General features: G+C 73.3%; 19 protein-coding genes. 6 read left to right on the plus strand and 13 right to left on the minus strand.

Features of this window, described 5'->3' with window-relative positions; translation table 11 throughout:
- Positions 1-196: 196 nt before the first annotated feature.
- Both IE98_RS0138550 and IE98_RS0138555 read left to right on the plus strand, forming a co-directional pair.
- Positions 197-2,647, plus strand: coding sequence for a DNA gyrase/topoisomerase IV subunit A (locus tag IE98_RS0138550; RefSeq protein WP_030277007.1), 2,451 nt, complete (start codon positions 197-199; stop codon positions 2,645-2,647).
- Between the two features lie 141 nt (positions 2,648-2,788).
- Complete coding sequence (locus IE98_RS0138555) at positions 2,789-3,688, plus strand: sucrase ferredoxin (protein WP_030277008.1); 900 nt, start codon at positions 2,789-2,791, stop codon at positions 3,686-3,688.
- A 57-nt stretch (positions 3,689-3,745) separates the two neighbouring features.
- Here IE98_RS0138555 and IE98_RS0138560 read toward each other — a convergent pair whose 3' ends face one another.
- The 3 genes from IE98_RS0138560 to IE98_RS0138570 all read right to left on the minus strand — a co-directional run bounded on the left by IE98_RS0138560 (position 3,746) and on the right by IE98_RS0138570 (position 6,616).
- Entirely contained in the window at positions 3,746-4,804 is a 1,059-nt protein-coding gene (locus tag IE98_RS0138560; RefSeq protein WP_030277009.1) for an ABC transporter substrate-binding protein, read from the minus strand.
- Between the two features lie 128 nt (positions 4,805-4,932).
- Positions 4,933-5,802, minus strand: coding sequence for an ABC transporter permease (locus IE98_RS0138565; protein WP_030277010.1), 870 nt, complete (start codon positions 5,800-5,802; stop codon positions 4,933-4,935).
- Positions 5,792-6,616, minus strand: a complete 825-nt coding sequence (locus IE98_RS0138570; RefSeq protein WP_030277011.1) for an ABC transporter ATP-binding protein — start codon at positions 6,614-6,616, stop codon at positions 5,792-5,794. The genes IE98_RS0138565 and IE98_RS0138570 overlap by 11 nt, the downstream gene beginning before the upstream one ends.
- 236 nt (positions 6,617-6,852) lie before the next feature.
- On the opposite strand from IE98_RS0138570, the gene IE98_RS0138575 reads away from it, so the two are divergent.
- The 3 genes from IE98_RS0138575 to IE98_RS49745 all read left to right on the plus strand — a co-directional run bounded on the left by IE98_RS0138575 (position 6,853) and on the right by IE98_RS49745 (position 9,766).
- Positions 6,853-8,439, plus strand: a complete 1,587-nt coding sequence (locus IE98_RS0138575) for a sensor histidine kinase (protein WP_043176142.1) — start codon at positions 6,853-6,855, stop codon at positions 8,437-8,439.
- Entirely contained in the window at positions 8,436-9,122 is a 687-nt protein-coding gene (locus IE98_RS0138580; RefSeq protein WP_030277013.1) for a response regulator, read from the plus strand. The genes IE98_RS0138575 and IE98_RS0138580 overlap by 4 nt, the downstream gene beginning before the upstream one ends.
- Before the next feature lie 254 nt (positions 9,123-9,376).
- Entirely contained in the window at positions 9,377-9,766 is a 390-nt protein-coding gene (locus tag IE98_RS49745; RefSeq protein ID WP_159401189.1) for a hypothetical protein, read from the plus strand.
- Between the two features lie 50 nt (positions 9,767-9,816).
- Here IE98_RS49745 and IE98_RS0138595 read toward each other — a convergent pair whose 3' ends face one another.
- The 6 genes from IE98_RS0138595 to IE98_RS0138620 all read right to left on the minus strand — a co-directional run bounded on the left by IE98_RS0138595 (position 9,817) and on the right by IE98_RS0138620 (position 16,780).
- On the minus strand, positions 9,817-11,451 hold the full coding sequence (locus IE98_RS0138595) for a cation acetate symporter (protein ID WP_234443854.1): 1,635 nt from the start codon (positions 11,449-11,451) through the stop codon (positions 9,817-9,819).
- The gene (locus tag IE98_RS0138600; protein ID WP_234443855.1) at positions 11,448-11,945 is read right to left on the minus strand and encodes a DUF485 domain-containing protein; all 498 of its coding nucleotides are present in this window, start codon (positions 11,943-11,945) and stop codon (positions 11,448-11,450) included. The genes IE98_RS0138595 and IE98_RS0138600 overlap by 4 nt, the downstream gene beginning before the upstream one ends.
- A gap of 156 nt (positions 11,946-12,101) precedes the next feature.
- On the minus strand, positions 12,102-12,761 hold the full coding sequence (locus tag IE98_RS0138605) for a response regulator transcription factor (protein WP_234443856.1): 660 nt from the start codon (positions 12,759-12,761) through the stop codon (positions 12,102-12,104).
- Positions 12,762-12,826: 65 nt separating this feature from the next.
- Positions 12,827-13,987 (minus strand): sensor histidine kinase, encoded by a 1,161-nt coding sequence (locus IE98_RS0138610; protein ID WP_030277020.1) that lies wholly within the window; start codon positions 13,985-13,987, stop codon positions 12,827-12,829.
- Positions 13,988-14,029: 42 nt separating this feature from the next.
- Entirely contained in the window at positions 14,030-14,515 is a 486-nt protein-coding gene (locus IE98_RS0138615) for a CcdC protein domain-containing protein (protein ID WP_052391521.1), read from the minus strand.
- 156 nt (positions 14,516-14,671) lie between these two features.
- Positions 14,672-16,780: a DNA gyrase/topoisomerase IV subunit B gene (locus IE98_RS0138620; RefSeq protein WP_030277024.1), complete on the minus strand. Its 2,109-nt coding sequence runs from the start codon at positions 16,778-16,780 to the stop codon at positions 14,672-14,674.
- Positions 16,781-17,275: 495 nt separating this feature from the next.
- Between IE98_RS0138620 and IE98_RS0138625 the strand changes: the two genes are divergently transcribed.
- Positions 17,276-17,506 carry a DUF7455 domain-containing protein gene (locus IE98_RS0138625; RefSeq protein ID WP_030277026.1) on the plus strand — a complete coding sequence of 77 codons (231 nt, stop codon included), beginning with the start codon at positions 17,276-17,278 and terminating at the stop codon, positions 17,504-17,506.
- Positions 17,507-17,696: 190 nt separating this feature from the next.
- Here the strand turns inward: IE98_RS0138625 and IE98_RS0138630 are convergent, their stop codons facing one another.
- The 4 genes from IE98_RS0138630 to IE98_RS43780 form a co-directional block, all read right to left on the minus strand.
- Complete coding sequence (locus tag IE98_RS0138630; RefSeq protein WP_324605840.1) at positions 17,697-18,611, minus strand: serine protease; 915 nt, start codon at positions 18,609-18,611, stop codon at positions 17,697-17,699.
- A gap of 232 nt (positions 18,612-18,843) precedes the next feature.
- Entirely contained in the window at positions 18,844-20,469 is a 1,626-nt protein-coding gene (locus IE98_RS0138635) for an RNA polymerase sigma factor (protein ID WP_030277033.1), read from the minus strand.
- Between the two features lie 486 nt (positions 20,470-20,955).
- Positions 20,956-21,882, minus strand: a complete 927-nt coding sequence (locus IE98_RS0138640; protein ID WP_078661649.1) for a FadR/GntR family transcriptional regulator — start codon at positions 21,880-21,882, stop codon at positions 20,956-20,958.
- Between the two features lie 127 nt (positions 21,883-22,009).
- Positions 22,010-22,915 carry a hypothetical protein gene (locus IE98_RS43780; RefSeq protein WP_030277035.1) on the minus strand — a complete coding sequence of 302 codons (906 nt, stop codon included), beginning with the start codon at positions 22,913-22,915 and terminating at the stop codon, positions 22,010-22,012.
- Between the last annotated feature and the right edge of the window lie 94 nt (positions 22,916-23,009).

Raw genomic sequence — 23,009 nt, forward strand, 5'->3', positions numbered from 1 at the left:
GGGCGGACGCGGCGCGGGGCGGGCGGGGCGGGTGCGGGGGTGGGGGCTGCCGGGGCCTGGTCGGCGGGGGTGGGCGTGGCTGTGGGTGGGAGGGTCCACAATGGGGGGCGCCGTGCCCCCGTAGGGTTCGACGCGGCGGCCGTGGACGGCCGCCGTTCGACAGACGCAAGCCCGACACGCAAGGAGCCCCGCCGCGATGGCCCGCCGCAGTTCGCCCACCCCGCCGCCCGGTGACTTCGAGGAGCGGATTCTCGATGTCGACGTGGTGGACGAGATGCAGGGCTCGTTCCTGGAGTACGCGTATTCGGTGATCTACTCGCGGGCGCTGCCCGATGCGCGGGACGGTCTGAAGCCGGTGCAACGGCGGATCCTGTACCAGGCGAACGAGATGGGTCTGCGGCCGGAGCGCGGGCACGTGAAGTGCGCGCGGCTGGTGGGCGAGGTGATGGGTCGGCTGCACCCGCACGGTGACGCGTCGATCTACGACTCGGTGGTGCGTCTGGCGCAGCCGTTCTCGATGCGGCTGCCGCTGATCGACGGGCACGGCAACTTCGGTTCGCTGGGCAACGACGACCCGCCGGCCGCGATGCGGTACACGGAGTCGCGGCTGACGGCGGCGTCGATGTCGATGGTGGAGTCGCTCCACGAGGACACCGTCGACTTCGGGCCGAACTACGACGGCAGCGAGCAGGAGCCGCAGGTCCTGCCGTCGGCGTTCCCGAACCTGCTGGTGAACGGCAGCTCGGGCATCGCGGTCGGCATGGCGACGAACATGCCGCCGCACAACCTGTCCGAGGTCGTGGCGGCGGCCCGGCACCTGATCAAGCACCCGAACGCGGACCTGGACACGCTGATGCGGTTCGTGCCGGGTCCGGACCTGCCGACGGGCGGCCGGATCGTGGGTCTGTCGGGGATCCGGGACGCGTACGAGAAGGGCCGCGGCACCTTCAAGATCCGGGCGACGACGTCGATCGAGAGCGTGACGGCGCGCCGCAAGGGGATCGTGGTCACCGAGCTGCCGTACAGCGTCGGGCCGGAGAAGGTGATCGCGAAGATCAAGGACCTGGTCAACGCGAAGAAGCTGCAGGGCATCGCGGACGTCAAGGACCTGACGGACCGTGAGAACGGTCTGCGCCTGGTGATCGAGGTGAAGAACGGCTTCGTGCCGGAGGCGCTGCTGGAGCAGTTGTTCAAGTTGACGCCGATGGAGGAGACCTTCGGCATCAACAACGTGGCGCTGGTGGACGGTCAGCCGCTGACGCTGGGTCTGAAGGAGCTGCTGGAGGTCTACGTCGACCACCGCTTCGAGGTGGTGCGTCGGCGCAGCGACTTCCGGCGGCGCAAGCGCCAGGAGCGGCTGCACCTGGTCGAGGGCCTGCTGGTGGCGCTGGTCGACATCGACGAGGTCATCGCGATCATCCGGTCGAGCGACAACGCGGCGCAGGCGAAGGAGCGGCTGATCGAGCGCTTCTCGCTGTCGGAGGTGCAGACGGCGTACATCCTGGACACTCCGCTGCGGCGGCTGACCCGGTTCGACCGGGTGGAGCTGGAGGCCGAGCAGCAGAAGCTGACGGCGGAGATCGCGGAGCTGACGGAGATCCTGGAGTCGGACTCGCGGCTGCGCAGCGTGGTGTCGTCGGAGCTTGGTGCGGTGGCGAAGCAGTTCGGTTCGCCGCGGCGGACGGTGCTGCTGGAGGCCGGTTCGCTGCCGAGTGCGTCGCTGTCGGTGCCGCTGGAGGTGGCGGACGATCCGTGCCGGGTGATGCTGTCGTCGACGGGTCTGCTGGCGCGGACGGCGGACGGCGAGTCGGTGGAGGTGTCGGAGCAGCGGGCGAAGCACGACGTGGTCGTGTCGGCGGTGGCTGCGACGGCGCGGGCGGACGTGGGTGTGGTGACGACGGCGGGCCGGGTGCTGCGGCTGCCGGTGATCGACCTGCCGCAGTTGCCGCCGGGGGGTGCGGTGTCGCTGGCGGGTGGCGCGGCGGTGTCGGAGTTCCTGCGGCTGGAGGCCGGGGAGCGGGCACTGGCGCTGACGACGCTGGACGAGTCGTCGCCGGGTCTGGCGCTGGGCACGGCGCAGGGCGTGGTGAAGCGGGTGGTGCCGGAGTGGCCGTCGAACAAGGACGAGTTCGAGGTGATCGCCCTCAAGGAGGGTGACGAGGTCGTGGGTGCGGTGGAGCTGGCGACGGGCGAGGAGGATCTGGTCTTCATCGCTTCGGACGCGCAGTTGCTGCGCTACCCGGCGGGTCAGGTCCGGCCGCAGGGTCGCCCGGCCGGCGGTATGGCGGGCATCAAGGTGTCGGAGGGGGCCCGGGTGCTGTCGTTCACGGCGGTGGATCCGGGTGCGGACGCGGTGGTGCTGTCGGTGGCGGCGGCGTCGGCGACGTTGTCGGGCGGTGAGCACACGACGTGGAAGGTGACGCCGTTCGAGGTGTATCCGCGCAAGGGCCGGGCGACGGGCGGTGTCCGCTGCCAGCGGTTCCTGCGGGGTGAGGACGTGCTGGCGTTCGCGTGGGCGGGTGCGGCTCCGGCGTTGGCGGCTGCGGCGAACGGTTCGCCGGTGGTGCTGCCGGAGCGGGATCCGCGTCGGGACGGTTCGGGTTCGCCGGTGTCGGCGCAGGTCGCGGCGGTCGGCAGCCGGTTGTAGGACGGGTCGTCCGTGGGTTCGTCCGACGGGGGCGCTGCTTCGGCGGCGCCCCCGTCGGCGTTGCTGCAGGAGTCGCTGGTGCTGCCGGGGCGGTCTTCCGCCGCCGTGGCCGGCGGGGGTGGCGAGGGTAGGCTTGCCTGGGTGAGCACCTGCGCGACGTTGTCGCTGGAACTGTCCGAGCCGTTGGCCGCGACCGCGGCGACGGCCTCGACCTGGCTGCTGCTGGAGCAGGCCGGGCCGTGGGGGGCGAAGGCGCTGGTGGAGAGCCATCTGGAGACGGCGGTGGGGGCCGCGTTGGAGGCCGCTGCGGCGGGCTCGGGGGTGCGGGTGGCGCTGGTGCGTTCGCCGGGCCGTCATGCGGATGCCGGGGCGGACGCGCGGCACCGGGTGGTCGTGGCGCACACCGTGCCGGGCCGGTCGTGGGTGCGGCGCTGGTCGGTGGCGGATCCGGCGGAGCTGCTGGGGCTGGACTTCGCGGCGCTGGGTGCGGGGGTGCACGGCGGTCTGGGGACGGAGCACGACGGGGGTCCGCTCGCGCTGGTCTGCACGAACGGCCGCCGGGACCGCTGCTGTGCGCTGCTGGGGCGGCCGTTGGCGGCGGAGTTGGCGGCGTCGGGGCCGGGCGAGGTGTGGGAGGTGACGCACCTGGGCGGTCACCGGTTCTCGCCGACGATGCTGGTGCTGCCGTTCGGGTACGCGTACGGGCGGCTGTCGGGGGCGGCGGCGAAGGAGGTGCTGGCGTCGACGGCCTCGGGTCACACGGTCCCGGAGTTCTCGCGGGGCCGGTCGTGCTGGGAGCGTCCGGGTCAGGCGGCGGAGCACGCGGTGCGGCTGGCGGTGGGCGAGACGGCGGCGGAGGCGCTGACGGTGCGCCAGACGGCGGTGGCCGGCGGCTGGTCGGTGGAGGTGCGGCACGTGGACGGCCGGGGCTGGCGGGTGCCGGTGTCGGAGGGGGTGTCGGAGCCGCCGCGTCCGGAGAGCTGCGGGAAGGCGGCGGGGCTGCCGTCGCGGATGGTGGCCGGTCCGGTGGAACGGCTGTGACGGCCCCTCGCCCGCTGTCCGGGAGGGCGGGGGGCCGTCACAGGTCGCTGGGCCGGGTCAGCCGGCGGCCTTGGTGACGAACTCGGTGGTGTAGGTCTTGGCGAGGTCGATGCTCGCCTCCTTGCCCTTGACGTCGGGGTGGAAGGCGCCGAGGACGGCGAGGACGGTCTTCGGGCCGTCGGCGGGCATGACGCCGTCGGTGGTGAACATCGGCAGGGTGGCCTTGATGGCGGCCGCGTACTGCTCGGCGCCGCCCTGGGCGTAGTCGGCGGGCATCTTCGCGGCGATCTCCTCGGGGGTGTGGGTGTTCATCCACTTGAGGGTCTTGACGAAGGCGTTGGCGAGCTTCTGCACGGTGTCCTTGTTGCTGTTCACCCAGGCGGTGTTCATGTACAGCGAGGACGAGGGGTAGAGGCCGCCGAGGGCGGCCTTGGAGCCCTCGGGGGTGCGCATGTCGTAGAGCACCGAGCCGATGTTCTTGGAGACGATGTTGGCGACGGTCGGGTCGGTGGTCATGCCGGCGTCGATGGAGCCCTGCTGCATCGCGGCGATGAAGGTCTGGCCGGCGCCGACGGCGATCGGGCTGAACTGGCTGGTGTCGACGCCGTTCTTGACGGCGAGGTACTTGGTGAGGAAGTCGGTGGACGAGCCGATGCTGGTGACGCCGAGCTTGCGGCCCTTGAAGTCGGCGCCGCTCTTGATGGCGTCGGCCTGCTTGGCGGAGACGACCTCGACCTCGCCGGGGGCCTGCGAGAACTGGACGACGGACTCGACGCTCTTGCCCTTGGCCTGCAGGTCGATGGTGTGGTCGTAGAAGCCGACGGCACCCTGGACGTCCCCGGCGAGGAGGGCGGTGGTGGCGTTGACGCCGGCGGGCTCGCTCATCAGCTCGACGTTGACGCCGGCCTCGGCGAAGAAGCCGAGCCGCTGGGTGAGCATGGCGGGCATGTAGATGACCTTGTCGAGGCCACCGACCATGATCTTGACCTTGGGGCCCTCGACGGTGGGGCCGGCCGGGGCCGCGCCGTTGTGCGAGGTGGACGCGGCGTCGTTGGCGCAGGCGGCCAGCGGCAGGAGGAGGGCGGCGGCGAGGGCGGCGGCGGCGGTTCTGCGCATGGGTGGGGGCCTTCCTGGGTGCGCGGGGGGAGTCTTCTGCGGGGGACGGTTCTGCGGGGACGTTCTTCGGGGGACGTTCTGTGGGCGCAGCGGGGGTGGGGCTGCGGGCTACGGGGTGGGGCTGCGGCTCAGCGGCCGTCGCCGGAGTCGGCGGGCTTCCAGCGGAAGAGCCGCTTCTCGGCGAAGGTGAGCAGGCCCTCGGTGAACAGGGCGACCACGGCGAGGATGGTCATCGCGGCGTAGACGCCGGCGGCGTTGAAGGTGCCCTGCGCGGCGGCGACCATCAGGCCGAGGCCCTTGGTGGCGCCGATGTACTCGCCGACGATGGCGCCGATCAGGGCGAAGCCGAAGCTGACGTGCAGGCTGGTGAAGATCCAGGTGGTGGCGGCGGGGATGACGACCTGCAGGGTGACCTTGCGGTTGTCGGCGCCGAGGATGCGGGCGTTGGCGACCAGGTTGCGGTCGACCTCGCGGGCGCCCTGGAAGGCGTTGAAGAACACCGGGAAGAACACCAGGACGACGGCGGAGGCGACCTTGGAGGCCGGGCCGAGGCCGAACCAGATCAGGAAGATCGGCGCGAGGACGATCCTCGGGATCGCGTTGAGCACCTTGATGTAGGGCCCGAACACGTCGGCGAGGAAGCGGATCCGGCCGAGGGCGATGCCCAGCAGGACACCGGTGACCACGCCGACCACCCAGCCGCTGAGCGCCTCGTAGAGGGTGTAGCCGATCTGCTCGCCGAGCGAGCCCTGGGCGGTGCCGTGGGTGATCCACTGCCAGATCTGGGCCCAGATCTTCGACGGCTGGGAGAAGTTGAACGGGTCGATCACGCCGGTGCGGGCGCAGACCTCCCACAGGCCGAGGAAGACGACGAGGACGCCGGCCCGGGCGGCGAACACGCCGTTGCGGCGGTTGCGCGCGGCCCGTTCGCGGACCTGGCTGCGGGTGGTGGCGGGGGCGGCCGCGGGGGTGGCGGCGGGGGCGGTCTCAAGCGGCACGACCCGCTCCTCTCTCACGGGTGATGCGGACTTCCTCGCCGAGGGAGGCCCAGATCTCGCGGTACAGCTCGACGAAGCGGGGTTCCAGGCGGACGGCCTCGACGGTGCGCGGCCGGGGCAGGTCGACGGTGAAGACCTCCTTGACGGTGGCGGGGCCGGCGGTCATCACGACGACCCGGTCGGCGAGGGCGATCGCCTCGTCGAGGTCGTGGGTGACGAAGACGACCGAGGAGCCGGTGCCGGCCCACAGCTCCAGCAGCTGGTCGGACATCAGGGCCCGGGTCTGCACGTCGAGCGCGGAGAACGGCTCGTCCATGAGCAGGATCTTCGGGTCGTTGACGAAGGTCTGGGCGAGCGCGACGCGCTTGCGCATGCCGCCGGACAGCTGGTGCGGGTAGCGGTCCTCGAAGGCGGCGAGGCCGACCCGGGCGAGCCAGTCGCGGGCCTTCTCGCGGGCCTCGTCGGCGGGGACGCCGCGGAACCGGGGGCCGGCGGTGACGTTGGACAGGACGGTGCGCCACGGGAAGACGGCGTCCTGCTGGAAGACGAAGCCGACGTTCGGGTCGATCCCGTCGACGTGCTCGCCGTAGACCTTCACCTCGCCCTCGGTGGGCTCCTCCAGGCCGCTGACCAGGGTCAGCGTGGTGGACTTGCCGCAGCCGGTGGGGCCGACGACGGCGACGAACTCGCCGGGGGCGACGGTCAGGTCGAGGTCCCGGACGGCGGTATGCAGGGTGCCGGACGGCGTCCGGAAGCGTTTGGTCGCCCCGGTCAACTCGATCGCCGGGACGGCTCCGGCCTTGTGCGGGCTCACGTGGACCACCTACCTCCTCGGCCGGCGTCGTCGCCGGCTCGGTGCTGTGCTCCGGGACGCTACGAGCGGCACCGGCCGCCGCGGGAGGCTTGCGGGCGTAACGCGGCTTTGCCGCGTTGAGGGCTGTTCTGCTCGTTTTGCTTCCGCTACAACGGCTGGGCGGGGCTGGCACGGAACACGGACGAAACGTAGGGTGACCGTCCACCCCGCCCCCGCCGAGCACGAAGGAGCCCGCGATGAGGCGTCCGCACTGGCCGCGCAGGGTCTTCGCGCAGCTGCTGCTCAGCCAGACGGTGGTCACCGTGGGTGTCACGGCCGTGACCGCGGGGCTGTTCCTCGCGCCGGTCAGCCGGGAGCTGGACCACGACGCGATGCAGCGGGCGCTGTCGATCGCCCAGGCCACCGCCGCCGACGACGCGCTCGCCCGGGCCGCCGCCGCCCGGGACTCGGGGACGGCGCAGCAGGGTGCCGAGCAGATCCGGCTGGCGACCGGCGCGAGCTTCGTGGTGATCACGGACACCGAGGGCATCCGGCTCTCGCACACCGACCCGTCCCGGATCGGGCTGCGGGTGTCGACCGACCCGGAGCCGGCGCTGCGCGGCGAGTCGGTCACCGCGATCCAGGACGGCACGCTGGGCCGCACCGCCCGCGGCAAGGTGCCGCTGCGGCTCGCCGACGGGAGGATCGTCGGCGAGGTGTCGGTCGGGATCAGCGACGGCTCGATCCGCCGCCGGCTGCTGTCGATGACGCACGGCATCCTGCTGTGCGCGGGTGCGGGGCTCGCCGCCGGCCTGGCCGCCACCCTGCTGCTCGCCCGCCGGCTCAAGCGGCGCACCCACAACATCGCGGTCGCCGACATCGCCGCGCTGCTCGTCGAGCGGGAGGCGATGCTGCACGGCATCCGCGAGGGCATGGTGGCCCTCGACGGGGCGGGCCGGATCCGGCTCGCCAACGACGAGGCGCTGCGGCTGCTGGCCCTGCCGGAGGACTGCGCCGGGCGGACGGTGGACGCGCTGCTGCCGCCGGGCCGGCTCGCGGACGTCCTGACCGGGCGGATCGCCGGCACCGACCTGCCGGCCGTCCGCGACGACCGGGTGCTGGTGGTGAACCGGATGGCCACCGCGGACGGCGGTGCCGTCACCACGCTCCGCGACCGCACCGAGCTCGAATCGCTCGTCCGGGAGCTGGACAACACGCGGAGCCTCACCGAGGCGCTGCGGGCGCAGGACCACGAGCACGCCAACCGGATGCACACGCTGCTCGGCCTGCTGGAGCTCGGCCGGCACGAGCAGGCCGCGGCGTTCATCTCCGAGCAGTCCGGCTCGCACTCGGCGCTGACCGCGCGGATCTCCGAGCAGGTGCAGGACCCGCACGTCGGCGCGCTGCTGGCCGGCAAGGCGGCGGTCGCCGCCGAGCGGGGCGTGGAGCTCGCCGTCACCGCGGACAGCCACCTGCCGGACGCCGCCGTCGACGCACGGGCACTGGTGACGGTGGTCGGCAACCTGGTCGACAATGCACTGGACGCGGTCGGCGCCGGCCCCGGCGCGGTGGACGTACGGCTGCGGCCGGTCGGCGCGACCCTGCTCGTCGAGGTCGCGGACAGCGGCCCCGGCGTGCCGGAGGAGCTGCGGACGCTGGTCTTCGAGGAGGGCTGGACGAGCAAGGACGCACCGGCACACCGGCCGCGCGGCCTGGGCCTCGCACTGGTCGGCCGGGTGGTGGAGCGCTCCGGCGGCCGGCTGGCGGTCGGCACCGGCCCGCGCGGCGGTGCCCGGTTCACGGTGGAACTGCCCGAGGCCCTGCACCCGGTGGAGACGGCATGATCGATGTACTGGTGGTGGACGACGACTTCCGGGTCGCCGAGGTGCACGCGGCGTACGTCGCCCGGGTGCCCGGGTTCCGGGTCACCGGGCGGGCGCACAGCGCGGCCGAGGCCCTCGCCAGCCTGGAGCGCTCCCCGGTCGACCTGGTGCTCCTCGACCACCACCTGCCGGACGAGACCGGTCTCGCCCTGGTGCGGCGGCTGCGCGAGGCCGGCGTCGGCTGCGACGTGATGATGGTCACCGCCTCCCGGGACGTGACCACCGTGCACGCCGCGATGCAGCACGGCGCCCTGCAGTACCTGGTGAAGCCGTTCACCTTCGCCGGGCTGCGGGAGAAGCTCACCGGGTACGCCGAGCTGCGCCACGCCCTGGCCGGCGCGGCCACCCGGGAGGCCGGCCAGGACGAGGTCGACAGGATGTTCGCGGCCCTGCGGAGCGCAGCCGCGCCGGCCTCGCTGCCGAAGGGCCACTCCGCCCCGACCACCGATCTGGTGCTCGGGGCGCTGCGGGCCGCCCGGCAGCCGCTGTCCGCCCAGGAGGTCGCGGACGCCACCGGCCTGTCCCGGTCGACGGCGCAGCGGTACCTGAAGCAGCTGGCCCGGGACGGGCGGCTGCGGCTGGGCCTGCGGTACGGCGACACCGGTCGCCCGGAGCACCGGTACGGGCTCCCGTCCGGCCGGTAGGGCCGGGGGCGGTAGGGCGAAGGACGGCAGGGCCGGGGGCGGCAGGGTACGGGGCGGCCGGGCGGGGCCGGGCCGCCGGTGGTCTGTCCCGGGGCCGGCCGGCCGCGGCGCACGCGGTTTCCCACGCCGTTGGCAGGGCAGCCGCCTGACGTTCGGTCATTTGTCGGGCACTCACGGTGGCGATTCTGTCACGGACATGACATAGTCGCCACAGCAAACCCGACAAGGCTCTGATTCAAAGGAGAACGAGAGCCATGATTTCACGTATCGCAGGCCTGGCCGCAACTGTGGCAACGATCAGCACCCTCGCCTCGGGCACCGCGGCTGCTGCGCCCCAGCCCGCCTGCCCCGCTTCGATCACCCGGCCGTGCGTCTGGCAGCAGCCCAGCACCGAGGGCGTGGTGGGCGCGGCCCGCCTCGACACCGCGGACCATACCCGGCCCACGCTGCTCCGGGTCGAGGTGCGGATCCAGCGCGCCTGGGGCCGCCCCTGGGAGACGGTGGCCAGCTCCACGCTGGTCGCCACCACCGGGACGCTCTCGCTGACCACCCCGGCCGTCCGCACCGACTACCGCACCATCGTCTGTGCCACCGGAGGCCCCGCCGACGCGCCCGAGCTGCACAGCACCAACTGCACGCTCTGACGCACCGCCACCGGCGCCGCGGGCAGGCCTGGAGCATCCGTGGGGGAGCTCTAGACCGCCCCGGCGCCGGTGAGCGAGCGGACCTCCATCTCGGCGAAGCCGTCCGGGTCGGCCGGCTCACGGTCGGTCACCGTGCCGGTCCAGCCCGCCAGGAAACCCAGCGGGATCGACACCAGGCCCGGGTTCTCCAACGGGAAGAGGTGGAAGTCGACGCCGGGCAGGACGGAGGCCGGCGTGCCGGACACCACCGGCGAGAACACCACCAGCAGCACCGCGGGCACCAGCCCGCCGTACACCGCCCAGACCGCACCGCGCGTGGTGAAGCGGCGCCAGAACAGGCTGTACAGCAGGGTCGGCAGATTGGCCGAGGCGGCCACCGCGAAGGCCAGGCCGACCAGGAAGGCGACGTTCAGGCGCTGCGCGAACAGGCTCAGCACGATCGCCAGCGCGCCGATCGCCACCGCGGACAGCCTTGCCGCCAGCACCTCCTGGTGCTCCGACACCTGGGCCCCGTCACGGCGTCGCCACGCCCCGGCGTACAGGTCGTGGGCGAAGGCCGCCGACGAGGCCAGGGTGAGCCCGGCGACCACGGCGAGGATGGTGGCGAACGCGATGGCCGAGATCAGCGCGAACAGCAGCACCCCGCGGGTGCTGCCGGTACCGCCGCCGAGCTCCGCCGCGAGCAGCGGAACAGCGGTGTTCCCGGCGGGGTTGGCGCGCCGCACCTCCGCGGAGCCGACCAGCGCGGCCGCGCCGAGGCCGAGCACCACCGCCATCAGGTAGAAGCCGCCGACCAGGCCGATCGCCCAGATCGTGGAGCGCCGGGCGGCACGCGCCGTCGGCACGGTGTAGAAGCGGCAGACGATGTGCGGCAGCCCCGCGGTGCCGAGCACCAGGGCGAGGCCCAGGCTGACGAAGTCGAGCCGACTGCTGAGGCTCGCCCCGTAGCGCAGGCCGGGCTCCAGGTAGGCGGCGCCGGCACCGCTGCGCTCGGCCGCCGTCCGCATCAGCTCGGCGACGTCTCCGTGGAAGCGGACCAGCACCAGGACGGTCAGCAGCACCGAACCCGCGACCAGCAGCACCGCCTTGACGATCTGGATCCAGGTCGTCGCCCGCATCCCTCCGATCGTCACGTAGACGATCATCAGGGCGCCGACGCCGACGATCGTCCAGGCCTTCGCCGGGCCGTCGCCGGTGCCGAGCAGCAGGGCCACCAGGCTGCCCGCGCCGACCATCTGCGCCACCAGGTACAGCAGCGAGACCACCAGCCCGGCGGTGCCCGCGGCGGCCCGGACAGGCCGGGCGCGCATCCGCACGGCGAGCACGTCGGCCAGCGTGTAGCGCCCGGCGTTGCGGACGAGTTCGGCGACCAGCATCAGCACCAGCAGCCAGGCCACCAGGAAGCCGATGCTGTAGAGCACGCCGTCGTAGCCGTACAGCGCGATCAGCCCGGTCACGCCCAGGAAGGAGGCGGCGGACAGGTAGTCGCCTGAGAGGGCGAGGCCGTTCTGCAGCGGGCTGAAGCCGCGGCCGCCGGCGTAGAAGTCCTCGGCGGCCCGGCCGCGGCGGCCGGCCCACAGCGTGATGCCCAGGGTGACCAGGACGACGACCGCGAACAGCGCGACGGCGAGCCCGTGGCGGCCGGACGACCAGGCGCCCACGGCGAGGGCGGTGCGGGCGCTCACCGGAGCCGGTCCTGGGTGTCCCAGCGCAGCTCCAGCGCGGCCCGGTCGCGCTTGGTGCGCGCGTTGCGGGCGTACCGCCAGGTCAGCAGGAAGGTCGAGGCGAACTGGCCGAGGGCGAGCACCCAGGCGACGTTGAGCGGGCCCACCAGCTGACGGCGCATCATCTCCGGTGCGGCGGCCTGGGCGACCAGGTAGAGCAGGTACCAGCCGAGGAACAGCGCCGTCGCCGGCAGCACGAAGCCCCGGTGGTCGCGGCGGATCCGGGCGAAGGCCTCGCTGGACTGGACCGCCCGGTACACCTCGGCGGCGTCCGCCGCACCCGGCACCCCGGCGGCATCCGCCGTGCCCTGGGCGGGGACCGCGGGGGCGGACGCCTCGCGGGCGCCCGCGGCGGGGGCGGACGGGCCCGCCTGCGCCGGGACGGCGGCCCGTCGGGCGGCGGGCCGTCCCGGCAGCCGGTCGGCCCACCAGTCGAAGCTATGCTGCTGCGCCACGAACGCTCCTGGACGGGGACGCACGCGCGCGCGGCGTCCGGCACGGCGCCGGAACGGAAGCCTCCGGCCGCTGACCCGACCAGAATGGGACCGCCGTCCGCCGCTGCGCCAATCGACGCAGGAACGTTCACCCAAACTGATGAGCGGGATCCGGCCTCACGAACTCCGGGAAATTCCATGCCGATAGGCGTACGCCACGGCCTGCGCGCGGTCCCGCACCGAGGTCTTCGCGAAGAGGTTGTTGATGTGCGTCTTCACCGTGGACGGGCTGACGAACAGCTCGGCCGCGATCTCCGCGTTGGAGAGCCCCTCCGCGATCAGCGCCAGCACCTCGGCCTCCCGCGCGGTGAGCCCGTCCGGCAGCGCGGGCGGCCCCGGCGGCCGCGCCGGCGCCCCGAACCGCTGCGGCTCGCGGGGCTGCTGCGGCTCCGTGGGCCGCGGGTCGCGGGACTGCCCCGAGAGGCTCTCCAGCAGGCGCCGCTGCACCTGCGGCGACAGCCCGGCCGCGCCGGAGCGGACGTCCGCGATCGCCCGGGCGATCTCCTCCGCCCCGGCGTCCTTGGTCAGGTAGCCGCGGGCCCCGGCCCGCAGCGCCGGGAAGAGCGAGTCGTCGTCGGCGTAGGTGGTGAGCACCACCACCTCGGTGCCGGGGTGGTGGGCCCGGATCCGCCGGGTCGCCTCGACACCGTCGCAGCGCGGCATCCGCAGGTCCATCAGCACCACGTCCGGCGCGAGTTCGGCGACCAGGCCCACCGCCTCCTCGCCGTCCCCGGCCGCACCGACCACCTCGATCCCCGGCAGCAGGCCCAACAGCATCACGATGCCCTCGCGCACCACGGTCTGGTCGTCCGCGACGACCACCCTGGTGACCGGCCCCGCGCTCACGCCGGCACCCTCAGCAGCACCCGCCAACCTCCGTCCTCGGGACCCGCGGACAGCTCTCCGCCGAGCAGTTCGGCGCGCTCCCGCATCCCCAGCAGACCGTACCCGGAACCGCTGTCGGCCAGCCCCCGAGGGGCATCGCCGCGCGCCGGGCGGGTGTTGCGCACCTCCAGCTCGACGGCGTCCGGCAGGTAGGCCAGCCGCACCGAGACCCGGCTGCCCGGCGCGTGCTTGCGGGCGTTGGTGACGGCCTCCTGCGCGACCCGGCGCACGGCCAGTCCGGCCTCGGCCGGCAGCGGCCGCGGCGGACCCTCGATCGCCAGGCCGGCCTGCTCACGGCCCGTCAGCTCGACCAGGAAGTCGCCGACCGGGGCGAGTTCGCCGCGCAGCGCGGACAGCGCCTGCCGGGTCTCCGCCAGCCCCTCCTGCGCCATCCGGCGGGCCGCCACGACCCGTTCGCGGACCTGCTCGCGCTCCGCACCGCGGTCCAGCATCAGCCGGGCCGCCTCCAGGTGGACGAGCTGCGCGGAGAGGCTGTGCGCCAGCACGTCGTGGATCTCCCGGGCGATCCTGGCCCGTTCGGCGAGGGCGGCGCTCTCCGCCTCGGCGGCGCGGGCCGCCCGCTCCTGGTCGAGCAGCCGCCGCTGGGTGCCGCGGGCCTCGGCGTCCAACCGCAGCAGGTAGCCGAGCAGGCCGAGCCCGCCGGCCGTGGTCAGCCCTGCGATCAGCGGCTCGCCGCTCATCAGCGCGTACGAGACGAGGGCGGCGCCGGTGACCGCCGCGCCGGCGGCCAGCGGCAGCCGGACCAGCGCGAGGACGGCGAGTCCGGCCCAGATCACCCCGGCCAGGGTGTCCGCGCCGCCGTCCCCCGCCAGCGCGGCCACCACCAGCAGTCCGGCGGCGCAGGCCAGCGCGGGCCGGAGCCGGCGGGCCCGGGACGCGAGGCGGAACCCCACCAGCAGTGCGGCCGTCTCCGCCACCCAGCCGGCCGCGACGACGGCCGCCCAACCGGTGAGGCCGCCGCCGGAGAAGGTGCCCCACACCACCACGGCCAGCAGGACCAGCCGGCCGCCGACGGTGATCAGCTGCCGGGGGCGGGTCGGCGGCTCCCGGTGCGGGGCGCTCCCGGCGGGCCAGCCGGTCCAGAACTCCAGCGTCACCTACGGCTCCTCACGAACGGTCGGCCGAACGGTCGGCGGGGGTCAGAGAGCGGCGGCCCGGTCGAAGGTCTGCGCCACCCGCAGCTTCAGCACCGCACCGCGGACCAGCAGCAGCACGCCCAGCGAGAGCAGCAGCACGTCGGTGGTCTGGTGCACGTGCAGCGCGCCGCCGAGGGCGTACCAGCCGATCCTCAGCACGATCATGCCCACCCAGGCCGCCACCGTGGCGCGGGTGCCCTTCGCCCAGACCGTGCCGTCGGCCTCCTGCCAGAGCCGCACCGTCCATCCCCAGACGCAGCCCATGGCGAGCACCGTCACCAGCGAGCCGGCCAGCACGGCCACCGCCGCGCCCGGGTGGTCGCGGTCGATCAGCGCCGGGTCGCGCAGCGCGACCACGGCCAGCACCAGCGGCACCAGCCAGAAGCGGCCGCCGGTGTCGATCCGGCGCGCCTTCATCTGGCGGGTGACCACCAGGACGACCACCGCGAGGGCGATCAGCAGGTTGGCGAGGGCGGCGAGGGACGACATGGCGGGCTCCCGTGGAGAGGTTTCCTGACCCCTCCGACGCTACGGAGCGGGCGCCCCGCGCACCTCGGAGCCCGGGTCGAGATCCGCGACGGCCGCGCGCCGGGGGTTCTCCATCCGCGGGTGGAGAACCCCCGGCGCGCGGGGCCGGCGGTCCGGTCAGGCGTCGATGCGCGAGCGGTCCAGGGTCGCCGCGGAGTCGACGATGAACTCCTTGCGCGGGGCCACGTCGTTGCCCATCAGCAGGTCGAAGGTCTTCTCCGCCGCCTCCAGGTCGCCGAGGTTGATCCGGCGCAGGATGCGGTGGCGCGGGTCCATGGTGGTCTCCGCCAGCTGGTCCGCGTCCATCTCGCCGAGACCCTTGTACCGCTGGATCGGGTCCTTCCAGCGCAGTCCCTTGGACTGGAACCCCAGCAGGGTGCGGCGCAGTTCGGCGTCCGAGTAGGTGTAGTGGTACTTGTCCTGGCCGCGCTTGGGGTTGGTCAGCTCGATCCGGTGCAGCGGCGGCACCGCGGCGAACACCCGGCCCTGCTCGACCATCGGCCGCATGTACCGCTGGAAGAGCGTCAGCAGCAGGCAGCGGATGTGCGAGCCGTCGACGTCGGCGTCGGCCATGAAGATGACCCGGCCGTAGCGGGCCTGGTCGATGTCGAAGGTGCGGCCGGAGCCCGCTCCTATGACCTGGATGATCGAGGCGCACTCGGCGTTCTTGAGCATGTCGGCCACCGAGGCCTTCTGCACGTTCAGGATCTTGCCGCGGATCGGCAGCAGCGCCTGGAACTCGGAGTTGCGCGCCAGCTTGGCGGTGCCCAGCGCCGAGTCGCCCTCGACGATGAACAGCTCGCTGCGGTCGACGTCGTCGCTGCGGCAGTCGGCGAGCTTGGCCGGCAGCGAGGAGGTCTCCAGCGCGGTCTTCCGCCGCTGCGCCTCCTTGTGCTGGCGGGCGGCGACCCGGGTGCGGGCGGCGGCGACGACCTTCTCCAGGACGGCTCGCGCCTGGAGCTTGTCGTCCTTCTTGGCGGAGGTGAGGAAGGCCTTCAGCTCCTTGGCGACCACGGCGGCGACGATCCGGTTGGCCGCCGAGGTGCCGAGCACCTCCTTGGTCTGGCCCTCGAACTGCGGCTCGGCGAGCCGGACGGTGACCACCGCGGTGAGGCCCTCCAGGGCGTCGTCCTTGGAGATGTCGTCCTCGGCGACGCGCAGCAGCTTGGCGCTGCGCAGCACCTCGTTCACGGTCTTGGCGAGGGAGCGCTCGAAGCCGGTGACGTGGGTGCCGCCCTTGGGGGTGGCGATGATGTTGACGAAGGAGCGCAGGGTGGTGTCGTAACCGGCGCCCCAGCGCAGGGCGATGTCCACGCCGAGGTGGCGGGTGACCTCGGTCGGGGTCATGTGGCCGAGGTCGTCGAGGACGGGCACGGTCTCCTTGAAGTTGCCCTCGCCGTGCAGCCGCAGCACGTCGCAGATCGGCTTGTCGGGGGCGAGGAACTCGCAGAACTCGGCGATGCCGCCGTCGAAGCGGAAGGTCGCCTCGTCGACGCCCTCACTCTCCGTCATCCGCTCGTCACGGACGACGATGGTGAGGCCCGGGACGAGGAACGCGGTCTGCCGGGCACGGGCGTGCAGGCTCTCCAGGGAGAGCCGGGCGTCCTTGAGGAAGATCTGCCGGTCGGCCCAGTACCGGATCCGGGTGCCGGTGCGGCCGCGCGGGGCCCTGCCCTTCTTGACGAGGCCGGAGGCCGCGTCGAACGGCGCGTCCGGGGAGAGCTCGGTGAAGTGGCCGGGGGTGCCGCGGCGGAAGCTGATCGCGTGGGTGTGGCCGCTGCGGTCGACCTCGACGTCCAGGCGGGCGGAGAGGGCGTTGACGACCGAGGCGCCGACGCCGTGCAGACCGCCGGAGGCCGCGTAGGAGCCACCGCCGAACTTGCCGCCGGCGTGCAGCTTGGTCATGACGACCTCGACGCCGGACAGCCCGGTCTTCGGCTCGACGTCGACCGGGATGCCGCGGCCGTTGTCGCAGACCTCGACCGAGCCGTCCTCGTGCAGGAGGACCTCGATCCGGTCGCAGAAGCCGCCGAGGGCCTCGTCGACGGAGTTGTCGATGATCTCCCACAGGCAGTGCATCAGACCGCGACTGTCGGTGGACCCGATGTACATGCCCGGCCGCTTGCGGACGGCCTCCAGGCCCTCGAGGACGAGCAGGTGCCGAGCGGTGTAGTTGGAACCGTCGTCTTTGGCCAGCAGGGCGGACGGCACTGATTCGGCACTCATGCGGCGTTGCACTCCTCAATGAAGTTCTCTGACTCGTCTGCGCGGACGGCCTCTTGCCCCCGACGCGCTCTCACAGGGCGAGACGGCGGGGTGTGGCGCCCGTCGCAGCCTGTACGCGCTGCGCGAACACGACCGTGGCCGGGCACCGGCGCCCGGGGACGCCATCTCCTCCTGCCACCACGGTTCCTGGCGGACCGTGGCACCGGGCGCAGGCGGCGGAGCTGCTGCGATGCAGGCTACCGGTGCTCGGGACGGGGCTTATGCTCCAACCCAGCAGAGGATTATGCTACGCGGACCTCGGACATCGCCTCGATCGGACGTTCGAGGAGGGGTGGCCGCCACGGGAATCGGCACGCATGAACCGCCGGGTCCCGGGGCACGTCCTCATCAACACAGCAGAATCCTCAGAGAAGAAAAGCCACGAGCGGGAACGAAATCGACCTGGTTGGATGTTCACCCTGGTACGACAGCTCGTCGAGCTAGAGAAGAGGCGACGTGACTACTGTTCTGACCCCTGCGAGCCCGCTCACCGCGGCTGACCGCTGCGACCGTTGCGGCGCCCAGGCCTACCTGCGCGTCGTCCTCGCCAGCGGCGGCGAACTGCTCTTCTGTGCCCACCACGGCCGGAAGTTCGAGCCCGAGCTCAAGAAGATCTCTGTGGAGATACAGGACGAGACGGGTCGTCTGGGCACGACACCCGCATCGGCCTCCGACGACGAGCGCTGACCGCAGCGCCCCGTCGGCGAGCCGGGTCCACCCGGGGCACGGGGCCGGGCGGCAGGTCGAAAGGCCTGCCGCCCGGCCCTTTTGCGTTCCCGGCCCCACTTTCCGTGGCCGTGCGCGCACCGAGCGCCACCGGGCGCGCACGGACTGCCACCACCCGTCGGCGGACTGACACCGCGTCGGACGGTGACCGTCAGAGTGCGGAGCGCACATCGTCCGCGACCGCGGCGAGCCGGGTGTACACCCCGGGATGGGTCGCCTCGGCACAGCCCGTCCCCCAGGACACCAGCCCGACCAGCCGGCCCGCCACGATCAGCGGCCCGCCGCTGTCGCCCTGGCAGGCGTCGCGACCGCCCTGCTCGGCGCCGGCGCACACCATGACCCTCGCGTCGTAGGGGCTGTCCCCACCCGCGGGATAGTCGCGCGAACACACCTCGTCGGAGACCACCGGCACGTCGACCGACCGCAGCGTCGGCGAGTAGCTGCCGTTGCCCCGGGTGTCACCCCAGCCGTAGACCCGCGCCTCGGTGCCCGCGGCGTACGGCTCCGTCTCCCCCTGCGCGACCATGCCGATCACCGGCCGGCCCGCCTGCGGCTCGGCGAGGGTGAGCACCGCCACGTCCCGCAGGTTGTGCGTGAAGTCGTACCCGGGGTCGATCCACACGCTGCGCACGGTGACCTCCCGCCCGTCCCGGCTGCGCAGGTCGTCACGGCCGATCACCGCCTGCAACCCCGGCCGGTCGGCGCGGTGGCCGGTGCGCTCGTCGTAGAAGCAGTGCGCGGCGGTGACCACCTTGGTTGCCGAGACGAGCACGCCGCCGCAGAACTGCCCGGACCGGCTGCTGCCGAACTGCTGGCGGCTGGCGACGGCGACCATCCACGGGTGGTCGGCGGTGGAGGAGGCCGCGCCACCGACGATCCTGCGCTGCGCCTCGGCGGGGCCGGCCGCACCGAGCACCGCCAGCGAGGCGGGGAGCGAGGCCAGCAGCGCCGCGGCCACCGCACGGCGGGTGCGGCGACGGCCGGCACGGGCCGCGGCCGCCCGCCGGGGATCGCTGCGGAGGCCAAGGGGGCGGGGCCGGATGGCGGGGACGTCCAGGGAGGGCACCGGATCTCCAAGCTGGCTCGACGACGGACAACCGGCACAGCGTAGTCGAGCCGTCACCCAACGTGTCGTCACCTTGCCTGCGGCCACCCGTACGAGCGACACCGGCCGCTCAGCCGGCCGGTTCGCCCCCCGGCCGCACGGAAGGAGACCCCGGGCATGCCGAAGGGCCCGGAGCGTGGTGCTCCGGGCCCTTCGGACCGATCGTCGCCGGGCCGCCGTGGCCCCCGGGGGATCAGTCCAGGTAGTCGCGCAGGACCTGCGAACGCGACGGGTGCCGCAGCTTCGACATGGTCTTCGACTCGATCTGGCGGATGCGCTCACGGGTGACGCCGTAGACCTTGCCGATCTCGTCCAGCGTCTTCGGCTGACCGTCCGTCAGGCCGAAGCGCATCGAGACCACGCCGGCCTCGCGCTCGGACAGGGTGTCGAGCACGGAGTGCAGCTGCTCCTGGAGCAGGGTGAAGGAGACCGCGTCGGCCGGGACGACCGCCTCGGAGTCCTCGATCAGGTCACCGAACTCGCTGTCGCCGTCCTCGCCGAGCGGGGTGTGCAGCGAGATCGGCTCGCGGCCGTACTTCTGGACCTCGATGACCTTCTCGGGGGTCATGTCGAGTTCCTTGGCCAGCTCCTCCGGGGTGGGCTCGCGGCCCAGGTCCTGGAGCATCTGGCGCTGGACGCGGGCCAGCTTGTTGATGACCTCGACCATGTGCACCGGGATGCGGATGGTGCGGGCCTGGTCGGCCATGGCGCGGGTGATCGCCTGACGGATCCACCAGGTGGCGTAGGTCGAGAACTTGTAGCCCTTGGTGTAGTCGAACTTCTCGACCGCACGGATCAGACCGAGGTTGCCCTCCTGGATCAGGTCCAGGAAGAGCATGCCGCGGCCGGTGTAGCGCTTGGCCAGCGAGACCACGAGGCGGAGGTTGGCCTCCAGCAGGTGGTTCTTGGCGCGGCGGCCGTCCTCGGCGATGATCTCCAGCTCGCGCTTGAGCTTCGGCGCGAGCTTGTCGGCCTGGCTCAGCTTGTCCTCGGCGAACAGGCCGGCCTCGATGCGCTTGGCGAGCTCGACCTCCTGCTCGGCGTTGAGCAGCGGGACCTTGCCGATCTGCTTGAGGTAGTCCTTGACCGGGTCGGCGGTGGCACCGGCGACGGCGACCTGCTGGGCCGGCGCGTCGTCCTCGTCGTCGTCGGAGAGGACGAAGCCCTCCGACTCCTCCTCGGGCTCGCCCTCGGCCTTGTCGCCGGGGAGCGCCACGTCCTCGGTCAGCTCCTCCTCGCCGAGCAGCTCCTCCTCGCCGGCCTTTCCGGTCTTGGTGGCGGTGGTCTTCTTGGCGGCGGTCTTCTTGGCGGGCGCGGTGGTCTTCTTCGCCGCGGCCTTCTTCGCCGGGGCGGCGGCCTTCTTCGCGGCGGGCTTCGCCTCGGTGGACGCGGAATCGACGACCGTGACCTCGGCGGCGACCGCGGAGACCACGGCCGGGGCGGACACGGGGGCGGCCGGCGTGGCGGCCGGTGCGATGCGCACCGGCGGCTTGGCCGGGGCGGCCGGGGTCCGAGTGGTGACCGTCTTGGTCGCGGTGCGCTTGGTGGTGCTCTTGGCCGCGACGCTCTTGCGCTTGGAGCCGGCCGGTTCGGCCGCACTGACCATGAGGTCCACTCCTTCCTCAATCAGCACCTGGTTGAGGCTGCGCATGACGTTCTTCCACTTGGTGACCGGGATCTGGTCCGCCTCGAACGCCTGACGCACGTCGTCACCGGCGATCTGCCCCTGGGCCTTGCCCCGCTCGATGAGCGCGAGCAGTGCTGCGGACTCGGCGATCTCGGGGGGGAGCGAACGGGATGTGCTGGCCGACACGAACAACCTCTCGGACGATGAGTGGACTCGAACCCGTACCCGACCGTACGAGAGGACGGAAGACGATCACGCACGATCACGTGCGGGGTCGACTCCGACCGGCTCGGACTTGAGGACGAGGACTGGGTTTGCGGGACGGCAGCAGCGCCGCAGACCAACACAGCATTCTGACATGGTGGTGGTATTCCGGAGCTGCTTCCGCTCCGTACACATCGCTGCCACCCCTCAAGTGTTACGCATCCCGTTCGTGGCGCGGGTCACACCGCTGGCGGAACCGCCGTCGCCCCCCTCGGAGGCCGGGCGACACGGCCCTCCGGCCGCCCCGGGGGACGGGGCTCGGGCGGCGGAAGGGCCGTGCGGCGACGGTGCTGCGAGGTGCGGCCGCGGATCCTGCTCGGGCGCTTCGAGAACGCCTCGGGGGTGCTTCCAGGGTGCTCCGGGTGCTTCGGGGTGCGGCCGCGCGGGGCCATGGGCGTACGCCGGGCGCGCCGCTCAGTGCTCGCGCGGGGCCGGGACGGCGTGCTCGATGTCGGGGTGGACGGTGAGCAGTGCCCGCACGGCCGTCTCGGCCGCCGTGCCGTCGCCCGTGCCGAGGGCGTCGACCAGACGGACGTGCAGGCTGATCGCGGCGTCCGAGGGGCGCTCGCAGGTCGACCCGGGACCGCCCGACACCTGCAGGGCGCAGGAGACGATGCCGGAGAGGTGCTCCAGCATGCGGTTCCCCGCCATCTGCAGGACCAGGCCGTGCAGCTCGGCGTCGGCCCGACCGTAGCCGACGGCGTCGCCCTGGGTGGCGGCGTGGGCCATGATCTCGGTCAGCTCGACCAGGCGGTGCTGGACGTCCTCCCGGCCGTGGCCGGCGGCGAGGCGGGCGGCGAGCGGCTCGATCGCCCAGCGCAGCTCGAACAGCTCGCGGCGCTGCTCGTCGCGCTGCGGGCCGAAGGCGCGCCACTCGATGATGTCGGGGTCGAGGAGGTTCCAGTCGGCGACCGGGCGGACCCGGGTGCCGACGTTGGGCCGGGCGCTGACCAGGCCCTTGGCCTCCAGCACGCGCAGTGATTCGCGGACGACGGTGCGCGAGACCTCGAACCGCTGGCCGATCTCCTCCGGGACGAGGGGACGGTCGGCGCCGAGGTCACCGGAGACGATCATCTGGCCGAGCTGCTGGACCAGCTGGCCGTGCAGGCCGCGGCCGCGGCTGCTGGTGGTCTTGCGGCCGACCCGGGCGAGCTCGGACTCGGCGCCCTCCCAGCGGGGGGCGGGCGGGACGGGCCGTTCGGCGTAGGGGAAGCGGTCGATCTCGGCGGCGGCGATCGTGTCGGCCGGACGGGCGGTGGTCATGGCGGGGTGCGCAAGGGTACTCACACGTCCTTTGTCGGCGATCGCCCCACCCGGCTTGAGGATTCTCGTGAAAAGCACACGAAAGGGTGATCGTCTGCGGCTGGATCATTGACTTCTTATCAGGCAGACCGTCCTCTTCCGATCACTCCGGTACCACTTCCGTCCCGCCCGGCGGGCGGACCGGCGGCCCGCGCCGGCACCGGTCTCACAGCTCGCGGCGCCGGACCTGGAGCGCGAGCGCCGCCGCCAGACCGAGCGCCGGCGGCACCAGCAGCAGTGCCAGCAGCAAAGGCAGCGGCAGGTGCAGGACGTCGGCCACGGCGCGCCCGTCGCGGACCCGCAGCCGCTCCAAGCCGCGGTACAGCGGCAGCAGTGTCCGCAGGTCACGGACGGTGCGCAGGCCTCCGGGCCCGCCGTCGCCGCCGGCCGGGGACCGGCGCAGCAGCAGGCCGGCGAACAGCTCCCCCGGCACGACGACGGCCCCCACCAGGACCAGCCCGGCGGCGGCCTGCCGGACCAGCGAGGTGGCGACCAGACCGGCCCAGCCGGCCAGCACCACGACCGCGGCGAACACGCCGAGCGGCCGGGCGGCGACCGTGAGGGCGGCCCCCCAGGCCGGGGCCCCGGTGTACGGGTGTGCGGCGGGGGCGGACGCGATGCCGGGGGTCGCACCCGGGAGGAGCGCGCCGGCGTCCACGCCGGCGGGCAGGGCGAGCCACAGCACCACGGCGTTCACCAGGACGCCGGCGGCGGCCAGCAGCAGGCCGGCTCCACCGATCACCAGCAGCTTGGCGAGGAGCAGCGCCGCCCTGCGCGAGAGGGCGACCCGGGAGGCCGGCAGGCCCGGGTGCCCGACCTCGTACGCGTAGGAGAGCGCACCGAGCAGGCACGTCCCGAGGGCGGCGACCGGCAGCGGCAGCAGCGGGACGACGGCGGCCAGCGCCTGCAGCGCGGCCTCCGCCGGCAACGGGCCCGGCACCTGCTGCCGGGCCGCCACGGCCGCCACCGCAGCACCCACGACCAGGACGGCGGCCGCGGTCAGCCAGGTCGACCGCAGGCCGCGCAGCCGTCTGACCTCGTACGACAGCGTGTGGAACGGCAGCGCGTTCACGGGGCCTCGCTCCAGTGGTGGTCCCCGTCGGACGCCGGGCGGAAGGGCCCGTCCGGCGCGGGGTCGGGGTGCGGGGTCGGGTACGGGGTGGGGC

The organism is Streptomyces sp. NRRL B-24484 (assembly GCF_000717715.1).
Classification (GTDB): domain Bacteria; phylum Actinomycetota; class Actinomycetes; order Streptomycetales; family Streptomycetaceae; genus Kitasatospora.

What these genes read in the sequence shown, in the direction of transcription:
- IE98_RS0138550 (WP_030277007.1), top strand. Translation starts at nt 197, where the DNA reads ATGGCCCGCCGCAGTTCGCCCACCCCGCCGCCCGGTGACTTCGAGGAG.
- IE98_RS0138560 (WP_030277009.1), bottom strand. Translation starts at nt 4,804, where the DNA reads ATGCGCAGAACCGCCGCCGCCGCCCTCGCCGCCGCCCTCCTCCTGCCG.
- IE98_RS0138575 (WP_043176142.1), top strand. Translation starts at nt 6,853, where the DNA reads ATGAGGCGTCCGCACTGGCCGCGCAGGGTCTTCGCGCAGCTGCTGCTC.
- IE98_RS0138580 (WP_030277013.1), top strand. Translation starts at nt 8,436, where the DNA reads ATGATCGATGTACTGGTGGTGGACGACGACTTCCGGGTCGCCGAGGTG.
- IE98_RS49745 (WP_159401189.1), top strand. Translation starts at nt 9,377, where the DNA reads ATGATTTCACGTATCGCAGGCCTGGCCGCAACTGTGGCAACGATCAGC.
- IE98_RS0138605 (WP_234443856.1), bottom strand. Translation starts at nt 12,761, where the DNA reads ATGCTGTTGGGCCTGCTGCCGGGGATCGAGGTGGTCGGTGCGGCCGGG.
- IE98_RS0138615 (WP_052391521.1), bottom strand. Translation starts at nt 14,515, where the DNA reads ATGTCGTCCCTCGCCGCCCTCGCCAACCTGCTGATCGCCCTCGCGGTG.
- IE98_RS0138620 (WP_030277024.1), bottom strand. Translation starts at nt 16,780, where the DNA reads ATGAGTGCCGAATCAGTGCCGTCCGCCCTGCTGGCCAAAGACGACGGT.